The sequence below is a fragment of the Microvirga sp. jy35 genome (assembly GCF_056148915.1).
Map to the genome: position 1 here is coordinate 1 of NZ_JBWBEW010000114.1, position 1,358 is coordinate 1,358.

Sequence of the window (1,358 nt, forward strand, 5' to 3'; positions counted from 1 at the left end):
TGATGTTGTGGACGGCTCCCACCCAGCGGTGAGGTAGCATGGCTGTTGTCAGCAGCCAGCGACACAGGAGCAGCCCATGAGCACGGTCACCACCATTGGTCTGGACATCGCCAAATCCGTATTCCAGGTGCACGGCATCAGCGCCACGGGCGAGGTGCTGATCCGGCGCCAGGTCAGGCGAGGGCAGGTGCTCAAGTTCTTCGCTTCTCTGCCCCCTGTTTGGTCGGCATCGAAGCCTGTGCCTCGGCTCATCACTGGTCGCGCGAACTCCAGAACCTGGGTCATGAGGTGAAACTCATGCCGCCGGCTTACGTCAAGCCTTACGTGAAGCGGCAGAAGAACGACATGGCGGACGCTGAGGCGATCTGCGAGGCAGTCACCCGCCCCACCATGCGCTTTGCCGGGACGAAGACATGTGAGCAGCAGAGCGTCCTCATGCTGCACCGGGTCCGGCTGATGCAGGTGCGGCAGAGGACCATGCTGACCAACGCCATCCGAGCTCACCTGGCGGAGTTCGGCCTGGTGGCGAAGATCGGCCGCGAGGGCGTCGACGAGTTGCTGCTGTTGGTCCATGATGGAGATGAGCGTATCCCGGAGTTGGCCCGGGCCTGCATTCTGGCTCTGGCCGAGCAACTGGTGCTGGTCAAGCGCCAAATCCTGGAGATGGACCGACGGATCACCGCCTGCCATCGGGCCAGCGAAGTCAGCCGCCGGCTGGCGGAGATCCCCGGCGTGGGTCCCTTGCTCGCGTCAGCTCTCGTGGACCATGTTCCCAACCCGAAGGCCTTCTCATCCGGGCGCAATCTGGCGGCCTGGATCGGCTTGGTGCCGAAGCAGAACTCCAGTGGCGGCAAGGAGCGGCTCGGCGGCGTGACTAAGCAGGGCAACCGCTACCTGCGCTCGATGCTGACGGTGGGCGCACTGGCGGTGATCCGCTATGCCCAGCGGCATGGCACCCGCCGTCCCTGGATTGTGCAGTTGCTGGCGCGGCGAGCCACCAAGGTAGCGGCGGTGGCCCTGGCCAACAAGATGGCTCGTATGGTGTGGGCGATCATGGCCAAGGGCGAGCGCTATCGTGAGCCGGTGGTCGGGCAGGCGGCGTAACACCTCGTCGGAACACTCGACGAGACCAAGGTTGGGAAGGGCGTACAGACGCTAATGCAGGATCCGGTCGAGCCGGGAAGCGGGACAACCCATTCGTGCCAGAGCATCTTGGAATGCGAGCTTTTGGTCGGGACCCCTTCGCGGAGGGCATTATGGCCAGCGGTCATGAGCACCGCTCCAACAGGTCGAACACATGGCCGCACCGACCAGCCCGGCAGAAGCGTTCAACAAAACCCTTGCCAACAGGGAGCCGT

Annotated in this window: 1 pseudogene; it reads left to right on the plus strand. The window is 64.1% G+C overall.

Features of this window, described 5'->3' with window-relative positions:
* The first annotated feature begins 76 nt into the window (after positions 1 to 76).
* Positions 77 to 1,104 (plus strand): annotated as a pseudogene (locus tag AC0QTX_RS27450) (IS110 family RNA-guided transposase).
* The last annotated feature ends 254 nt before the right edge of the window (positions 1,105 to 1,358 follow it).